An 8,932-nucleotide genomic window follows, 5' to 3' on the forward strand; every position below is an offset into this window, starting at 1 on the left:
GTCCGCCAAGGCCCAAAACGTGTATCTGACCCTATACGCCAACGACACCGAGCCGCCTCTCCCAGTAGGATTATCATCTGATAGAATGACCCCCGCCCGGTAGGATTATCATTTGATTGGACACGGTCGGCCCAGCGCTTCGTTTGCCTGGGGCAGTAGGACTTCCGCGGTGCAGGCCGGTATCTGCTCACAAGACGAGGAGGCAAGACATGGCTAGCCGCAGGGGCGTGAGTCGGCGTCGGTTTATCAGGGCTGGCATGGGCCTGGCAGTAGGCACAGGCCTGGCAGCGTGCGCTGCGGCCCAGACCCCGCAGCTGGTGGAAAGGGAAGCAACTCGTATCATTGAGGCTTCACCTCAGCCTCAGGCCATTACAGAGCAAGTGGAGATCCGGGTTGGTATGTCCTCAAGCACCACCAACCTTCCCATCTACACGCGCATTCTGTTCCCGCGCTTCGCTGACGCCCATCCCGAGATCAAGGTGAGCTTCGAGACTGCACCTTGGGGCGAGTTCTATACTAAGGCCGAGGCACAGATCGCCGCCCAGGATCTGCCTGATGTCTTTGCCATCTCGACCGACAACGTCGCCACCTATGCGGCCCGCAAGATCCCACTGAACCTGATGCCGCTGCTTGAGGCCGATCAGGAGCTGCGGGACGCGGTATCTGAGAGCGCCTGGAGCTTGTTGCAATACGGCGAGAACACTCAATGGGGGGCAACGCAGCGGGTAGGCGGTTGTGCCCTTGCCTACAATGAAGTCCTCTTTGACGAAGCCGGCCTGGATTACCCCAATGAGAACTGGACAAATGAGGACTTCCTCGTGGCAGCCAAGCTCCTCACCATAGACGAGAGCGGGCGCAACTCCACCGACCCAAGCTTCGACGCTAGTAGCGTCAAGCAGTGGGGCTACTGGGCGCGCAACTATGGTACTACGGACTATGGGCCGCAGGCATATGGCTTTGGTGGGTCGTTCTTCGCGGATCCGCTGAACATGGAGCCCACCTTCACCGATCCCAAGACCATAGCGGGCATCCAGTGGACGATGGACCTGGTGTTCGAGCATCACGTGTCCCCATTGGCCGCCGACGTAGAGGGCTTCGGCCAGACTAGGCACATCGCCTTCCTGGGCGGCCACTGCGCCATGATGACACACGTTCAGGGCCAAGAGGGGAGCTGGCCGCAGGGCGACTGGCAGCAGTGGAAGGACGGTTTCGGCCTGCAGGCGACCTTCATGCCACGGTGGCCAGAGAAACGAGCTACCTGTGTCTGGGGTGAGGGCTGTCTCATTCCCAACTACTCGAAGCATATCAACGAGGCCTGGGCTTTCATCCGCTTCTCAATCATGGACATCCCGTTCCAGACGGGCCAGACCGATCCCGGCAAGAACCAGATGCCCGTGAACGTGGAAGCCTACAACGACCCGAGGATCCTGAACTCGCCGACACCGCCTCTCACCTACCAGGGCTCCTTCATCGAGCCGTTCCTGCCTGACAGAGAGTGCTTCGCCTGGGACTTCGATCCGAACCCTGTCTGGGGCGCTTGGTGGAAGGCAATGACTGATAACATGACCCTGGTGTGGGAGCAGAGGATATCGGTTGAGGAAGCGATGCAGAACACTCAGGATGAGGCCGTCAAGGCAATATCCGAGTGGAAGGCCGGGGAACAGGCTGGCTAGCCACCACCGCCGATGGCAGGGCACCCCAGTGCCCTGCCGGGTCATCTGAGACGCTGCTGGGCTTGCGCGAAAGGAGGCAGTGTGCTGGCGTTAGGCAGACGTGAACAGATGGCACAGGCCGTTGCGCGGCGCCTCGTTAGGTCGTTCTCAAGTCAGCGCGTTCAAGAGGAGATACACAGCTACCTGTTCATCGCGCCCTGGCTCGTTGGGCTGGTGCTCTTCACCCTCGGACCTATTCTGGCTGCATTCGGTCTTAGCTTCACCCGGTATGACATGGCAAGGGCGCCCGTATTCCTGGGTGCCGCCAACTATGCACGGGCTTTCGATGACCGCGCATTCCAGGCCGCTCTATCCAACACGGCAGCATACGTGCTGATGTATGTTCCGCTCGAGCTGAGCCTCTCCCTCACGATAGCTCTCGCGATGAACCGGCCTCTGCGAGGTATCACCGTTTTCCGCACCAGCTTCTTCATCCCCGTAGTGACCTCGGGGGTTGCTACCGCATTGTTGTGGGGCTACATCCTGAACCAGTACGGAGTTCTGAACTACCTCCTTGGGCTTGTCGGGCTGGGCCCGGTGCGCTGGCTTGGCCTGGACTGGGCCCTACGCTCCATCGTCATCATGAGCCTCTGGGGTGCAGTCGGATACACCATGATGTACTGGCTCGCAGGACTTCAGGGGGTGCCCCAGGAGCTGTACGAGGCTGCCGAGATTGACGGCGGAGGCCGCTGGGCCCGCTTCAGGCACGTCACTCTGCCGATGCTTACCCCTATGATCTTCTTCCTCGTGATTGTGAGCGTCATCGGGTCCTTTCAGGTCTTCACGCCCACCTACGTCCTTACCCAGGGGGGGCCAGCCAACGCCACACTTACCATCGCCCTCGCTATCTACCAGAAGGCGTTCATGGAGTACGCGATGGGCTACGCCTGTGCCCTGGCCTGGCTGCTGTTCGTGGTTGTGTTTGCTCTGACCATGGTGCAGTGGCGCGTGCGACGGCTCTGGGTCTTCGGAGAGGACTGAAGACATGGGATCGCCTCGGTACCGTTCCCTGTTTGCTCGCGCCGTGCACCCGGCTAGAAGTAGGTCGCGCAAGAGGCCCTGCAAGCGCCTACTGACTATGGTAGCGAGCTATGCTGTCCTACTGGTGGCTTCCGCCGGCATGCTGGCGCCATTCTACTGGATGGTCGTGACGTCCCTTACACCCCCTGAGCAGTTCAGCATGAACTGGCCCCTCAGGATGCTGCCGCCCTGGCCTCCTTACGTGAGGAACTACCCCCTCGCTCTGGGAGAGGGCGGTAGCGCCTACCTTCTGGGTGTGACCTTCCTGGCGATGTTCCGGAACAGCGCCATAATCGCTGTATTGAGCGTTCTGGGCACGCTCTTCTCGTGCTCTCTGGGCGGCTACGCGTTTGCCAGGCTGCGTTTCCGGTTCAGGGATCAGCTATTCGTCTTGCTCCTTGCTACCATGATTGTACCTTCTCAAGTGACGATGATACCCACGTATCTCCTCATCAGGGCGCTAGGCTGGTACAACACATGGTACCCTCTGTGGGTTCCGCACTTCACTGGTAGCGCTTTTGGAGTATTCCTGATGCGGCAGTTCTACCTGACGCTGCCGGCCGCTCTGGAGGACGCCGCCAGGATAGATGGCGCAAGCCTGTTCGGGATCTACCGCATGATTGTCTTGCCGCTTTCAGGACCCGTCCTGGCCACGCTGGGGGTAATGACCTTCATGGGCTCTTGGAACAACCTTCTCGCACCGTTGCTCTACATCAACGACGTGCAGAAGTACACCGTGCCCATCGGGCTCGCGTTCTTCAGGGGCCGCTGGGATGTCGACTGGACAGGTCTGATGACGGTTTCCATCGTGTCTGTCATCCCCATCATCGCTGTTTTCGCTTTCGTGCAAAGCTACTACGTGCGCGGCATTGCGCTTACTGGTATGCATGGAGAAGCCCTCTAGGTCAACCAGTGGAGGTATGGGCTGTGTACAGGGTCGGAGTAGTCGGCGGTGAGACCCACATAGGGGAGGTAATTGGCCTGCGGGGCAGGCTAGTCGACATAGTGGGTGTGTCCGTCAAGCCCTCCCAGGTCGCTTGGGCAAACACAGAATTCGCCACAGAGGTGTTCACAGACCATCGCCTGATGTTCGATCGTGTCTGCCCCGACATTGTGGCGATAGCCAACGAGAACGACGCCAAGGCTCCCATAGTGCTTGAGGCTCTCGAGAGAGGCATGCACGTGATCGTGGATAAGCCTATGGCCCTGACGCTAGAGGACGTGGAGGCCATTGACGCCACACGCCGAAGAACAGGTTCTCGGATCCTGATGCTGCTTACGCTGAGGGGGAACCCTTGGTACAGAAAGGTCAAAGAACTGGTGGATGAGGGGCGCATCGGCGCACCCATGCAAGTGTATGGCAGGATGGCTGTGGAGCTGAAGCGAGACCAACGGCCTGAGTGGTTCCTCGACAAACGTCGGGCTGGAGGCCCGATACTTGATTTGTCGATCCATCACATTGACCAAGTGGAGTGGGTGACCGGCCTGAAGCTGACCGAGGTCAGTGCCTACGAATCCAACATAACCGACCCTGAGCGCGAGGAACTTATCGACAGCGGTGCCATGCTTCTCCGATTGAGCAACGGAGGCACCGCGATCCTGGAACACAACCGGGTCATGCCTCCTGGCAGCGGTTCCGACTACCGGCTGAGCGTAGTTGGCTCCCAGGGCCAGATCAATCTAAGGCCAAACAGGGAGCTCAGCGTACTCATTGAAGACGGCACCCAGGAACTTGGCGCCGACGATTTGGGGGAGAGGGTATCCGTCGTCGAGGACTGGCTTACCGGCCTTGGAACCGACGCTCCCGTGCTCGTGCCGGACTCCTCCTCAATCCGGGCAAACAAGGTCGCCTGCATCGCCAAGGCGGCGGCTGCAGCGGGCATCGGGCTCGCCATACCGACATAACCGGGAGGGGAAGGCATGAGTAGGGATATGACGCCAAGACAGCGGCTTTGGGCGGCTTTCCAGAGACAGATACCGGATGCCGTTCCCATAGCCCTGCGCATGAGCAGTTTCCTCACTGACCTCTACGGCCCCGCTGATAGACACATGGCCGAACTGCGTGCGGCGCGGGAATTCGGCACTGATCTGGTCATATGGCAGAGAGGAGCCCCTCTGTACATCTGGACGCCAGAGCTATCGTACTGGGACCTACCGGACGTCGAAGTCGAAACGCAGATCAGACAGGAGGGTAGCCGGCTGGTCATCGGGCGCACCTTCCGTACCCCCGCCGGGTTGCTGCATGATGTCGTCCAGCATTGCGGGCCGGGTTACGTCAACAGCCCTGTCATACTCGAGCCGCTTGTCAAAGACCACTCTGACGTGGAGAAGGTGAGTTTCCTCTATCCCCCCGCCGCAGATCTTGACCTGAGTGGCCTGTGGATGTTGCGTGATGCAGTAGGCGAGGACGGCCTGGTTGAGGTCTCATTCCACTCTCCGCTAGATGTTCAGGCTGCCGAGTTACTGCGCCCGGCGGAGAGGCTGCTTACCCTGCCCTACGACGACCCCGATCTGCTTCGGGAGTCACTGCGCGTATGCCAAGATGCCCAACTCGGCTACATAAGGCGGTACCTGGAGTCGGGTGAGAGGGTGATCCACGTCTGGTGGTTCTACGCCTCGATGAGCTTCGGCTGGTCCCCGGCGATATACGACGATTTCTTCTACCCTTTGATAGCGGAGCAGGTGGACCTGGTTCACAGCTACGGTGCGCTGTACCACTACTACGATGATGGGCGCATGCTTGCTATCGTGGACCGCCTCAGGAAGCTGGGCGTGGACATCGTATCTACTCTCCTGCCTCCCCCCTCTGGCGCTCTGACCATGGCCGAGGCCAAGGCCCGGCTGGGGAACAGGACCTGCTTGATGGGGGGTCTGGACATGATCAACGTCTTGCAGCACGGCTCCCCGCAGTTGGTGACAGATACGGTGCGGGAGATCATAGAGGCGGCGGCTGAGGGCGGTGGCCTGGTGATCGATGTCACCAACACGGTTCGTACGGGTACGCCTGTGGAGAACGTTCGCGCTGCGGTCGAGGCAGCCAGACGCTACGGTCGCTACTGACATCCGGAGACAACTGCGATACAGGGAGGCCCTGAGATGACCGGTTTGGAGATGGGATAGGGGCGCACGGTGTCTGATGACACGGAGTTGCTGTCCTGGTACTGGCCAAAGGGCCCGGAATGGCTAGCCAACCGCCTGAGTGCCCTCAGCAAGTACGGCTGCGCCTCGTTCCGACTTGTTACGCTCTGCAAGAGCCGCTCCGGGCTAGAAGTGCCGGCGGTAATGATCGGGCGCGGCCCCACCAGGCTGTTGCTCACCGGCGGCCAACACGGAGGCGAGAACGCCGGCCCAGTGGCGCTGTACTGCCTGATCGATGCGCTTGTCACGGGTGTCTCCTGTCTGGGAGAGGACGTAGCGAACTGGGCAGGCGCTGTGCTGGAGGGCATGACAATCTTCGCCGTTCCAATGCTGAATGTGGAAGCCATGGCTCGCTTCGTCCGGCTCTTCCCCGAAGCATGGACGGGAGACTGGTTCCCCCAGGAACAGTACCAGTACGCACATCGGGAGATCTGGTCGGTGCTGCTGCACTTGTACGACGCACCGGACGCCCCCGGACGCAGGCGCAGCCACATCCCCCCCAAGACGTGGGACCGATGGGTGCAACGCGGTTGGCCAGGGATGCGCTTCACTGACGAGGGCGTTGACCTGTACAGGGATTTGCCCGTTCGTGGTGCCAGCCGCTCCGTAATATCACAAGCCCTGAGACACCGGGCGTGCGAGTTCGCTCCTCAGTTTGCGGTCGATATCCACAACGACGCCAAGCCTTCGTCCGCGCACGCACCGGTTCGTCGAGCTGCACCGAGGGACGTGGACTGGCTAGTGGGCATCGCCGAGCAACTAAACGAGGCAGCACGCCACAACGGTTTCCCTGTGGCGCCGGAAGTGACACCCTACGGACGGGACGCGCGCAGCACTCCATACTTTTACTATCACGGGCTTGGGGTCGGAACCGTGTTCCTGGAGATCGACGATGGCACCCGGTATCCATACCCTGCGCCGAAGAACGCGCCCATAGCTACCAGGCGAGAGGTGATCGGCACCCTCTGGAGCATGATGCGCAGACTGACTGAGATAGGACTTAGCACCGGTTACAGGCGGCCGTCATCGGCAGGCTGATGCAGGTGGCTCGTTGTGGCCGGATCCTGCTGCGGTTCACGGCGAGCCTGGAAGGAGACGATCGAGGGCAGTCCTGATGGCAAGGGAGATGACACCCAGGGAACGGATTCTGACGGCGTTGCGAGGCGATGTACCTGACAGAGTGCCGGTAGCGTTGAGGATGAGCACCTTCCTGAACGACATCTATGGTGGCGGCGGAAGGTTGGCGCAGCTGAAAGCCGCCAAGGAGTTCGGCACTGATGTAGTCATGTGGGAGCAGCTCGCACCCCTGTATGTCTGGACTCAGCACGCCTCCTACTGGGACCTCCCACAGGTAGTTGTGGAGACCATGGTGCGACAGGGCAAGCACAGGCTGACCACAGAGCGGACCTTCCATACCCCTGCAGGCGTGCTGCATGACGTCGTCGAGCGACCGTGTCCCGGGTACGTACCGGGGCATGTACAGAGCCCGATGATTGTCGAGCCCTTGATCAAGGACCATGCTGATCTGGAGGCACTCCCCTTCCTCTTCGCCCCTCCGTCGAGTCTCCGACTCACACATATGGCCACCCTGAGGGAGATCGTGGGGGATCACGGCTTCGTGGAGCCGACCCTCCACGGCCCGGTTGATGTCCAGGCCGCGGAACTGCTCCACCCAAATCAGAGATTCCTCACCCTCTACTACGACGACCGAGAACTGATGCGTCGGGTCCTACGCATCTGCCAGGATGCCATAATGGGCTACATCCAGGGCATTATGGAGGCCGGGGAGAAGATCATCTTCATATGGTGGGCCTACGCCTCTCAGAGCTACGGATGGTCTCCAGCGATCTGGCGAGAGATGTTCTACCCTCTTATCCAGGAGCAGGTTGAGCTGGTGCACGCTTGCGGCGCCCTCTACCACTACTACGACGATGGACCGGTGAGGAACATCCTGGGATACTTACGTGAGTTGAGGATAGACGCTCTCTCAACGCTGACACCGCCTCCTATGGGCGACACAACAATGAGCGAGTACAGACGGGCCATAGGCGGCCAGGCAGCGCTCATGGGCGGGCTGGACATGATCCACGGGCTGATGGAAGGCACGCCCGAATCGGTAGATGCCGCCGTGAGGCAGTTGATCGCCGATGGCGGTCCGGGCGGTGGGTACGTCCTCGATGTCACGAACACGATTCGCACAGGCACGCCGGTCGACAACGTCAAGGCAGCAGTGAAGGCTGCACGTCGCTACGGCCGCTACGATAAGATGGGTCATCTGCCGTCCGCCCTTGGTGGCGGCCGCTGACGCGGAGGGGCACACATGAGCGAGCACACGGCACCTAGAGAGCGCGCCCGCTACGGGGCGGCGGCCCACCTGGGGGAGCGGGGCAAGCTCCCCACGCCCTTCCCCCGAGAGATGGGCCCCAACTGCCTGAAGTACCTCCAGGAGGTAGTGGACTCGGGGCTGACGGTGGACATGATGGGGCGCTTCGAGAGGGCCTTCGCCCAGAAGCTAGGGGTGAAGCACTGCATCGGCACCCCCGGCTGCACCCCGGCCCTGGCCATCCTGGCGGCGGCCCTGGACTTCGAGCCGGGGGACGAGATCATCGTTAGTCCCATCACCGACTACGGCACCATCCAGGGGCTGTGCGCCGAGAACTACATCCCCGTCTTTGCCGACACCGAGCCGGGCAGCCCCAACCTGAGCGCCCGTACCATCGAGCCCCTGATCACCGAGCGCACCCGGGCCATCCTGTGCGTGCACAAGACCGGGCTCATATGCGACATGGACCCCATCAACCAGTTGGCGGCCCGGCACGGCCTGTTCGTGTACGAGGATGCCTGCCAGGCGGTGATGGGCCGCTACAAGGGCAGGCTGGCGGGGACGCTCTCTCGGGCGGGGGGTTTCAGCTTCGACCCGGAGAAGACCCTGGGCTCGGACACGGGCGGGTGTGTGGTCACGGACGACGATGAGTTGGCGGAGCGGATGCGCTTCATCGGCCAGAGCCGGGGGGCGCAGATGAAGGAGCACTTCGGGAGGCTGCACACCGAGCGGGGCTATG

The 8,932-nt window shown here is 61.3% G+C and carries 8 protein-coding genes; all 8 read left to right on the plus strand.

What is annotated here, in order from left to right:
- The first annotated feature begins 209 nt into the window (after positions 1-209).
- Positions 210-1,673 carry an extracellular solute-binding protein gene (locus HPY83_19360; protein ID NPV10106.1) on the plus strand — a complete coding sequence of 488 codons (1,464 nt, stop codon included), beginning with the start codon at positions 210-212 and terminating at the stop codon, positions 1,671-1,673.
- Positions 1,674-1,781: 108 nt separating this feature from the next.
- Positions 1,782-2,693: a sugar ABC transporter permease gene (locus tag HPY83_19365; GenBank protein NPV10107.1), complete on the plus strand. Its 912-nt coding sequence runs from the start codon at positions 1,782-1,784 to the stop codon at positions 2,691-2,693.
- Between the two features lie 139 nt (positions 2,694-2,832).
- Positions 2,833-3,636, plus strand: a complete 804-nt coding sequence (locus HPY83_19370) for a carbohydrate ABC transporter permease (GenBank protein ID NPV10108.1) — start codon at positions 2,833-2,835, stop codon at positions 3,634-3,636.
- Positions 3,637-3,659: 23 nt separating this feature from the next.
- Positions 3,660-4,637, plus strand: a complete 978-nt coding sequence (locus tag HPY83_19375; protein NPV10109.1) for a Gfo/Idh/MocA family oxidoreductase — start codon at positions 3,660-3,662, stop codon at positions 4,635-4,637.
- Between the two features lie 15 nt (positions 4,638-4,652).
- Entirely contained in the window at positions 4,653-5,792 is a 1,140-nt protein-coding gene (locus HPY83_19380; protein ID NPV10110.1) for a hypothetical protein, read from the plus strand.
- Positions 5,793-5,861: 69 nt separating this feature from the next.
- Entirely contained in the window at positions 5,862-6,908 is a 1,047-nt protein-coding gene (locus tag HPY83_19385; protein NPV10111.1) for a hypothetical protein, read from the plus strand.
- A gap of 76 nt (positions 6,909-6,984) precedes the next feature.
- Entirely contained in the window at positions 6,985-8,175 is a 1,191-nt protein-coding gene (locus HPY83_19390; protein NPV10112.1) for a hypothetical protein, read from the plus strand.
- 15 nt (positions 8,176-8,190) lie between these two features.
- A partial coding sequence (locus tag HPY83_19395) for an aminotransferase class V-fold PLP-dependent enzyme (protein ID NPV10113.1) occupies positions 8,191-8,932 on the plus strand: 742 nt, incomplete at its 3' end.

It is taken from the genome of Anaerolineae bacterium, assembly GCA_013178015.1.
Classification (GTDB): Bacteria; Chloroflexota; Anaerolineae; order DRVO01; family DRVO01; genus Ch71.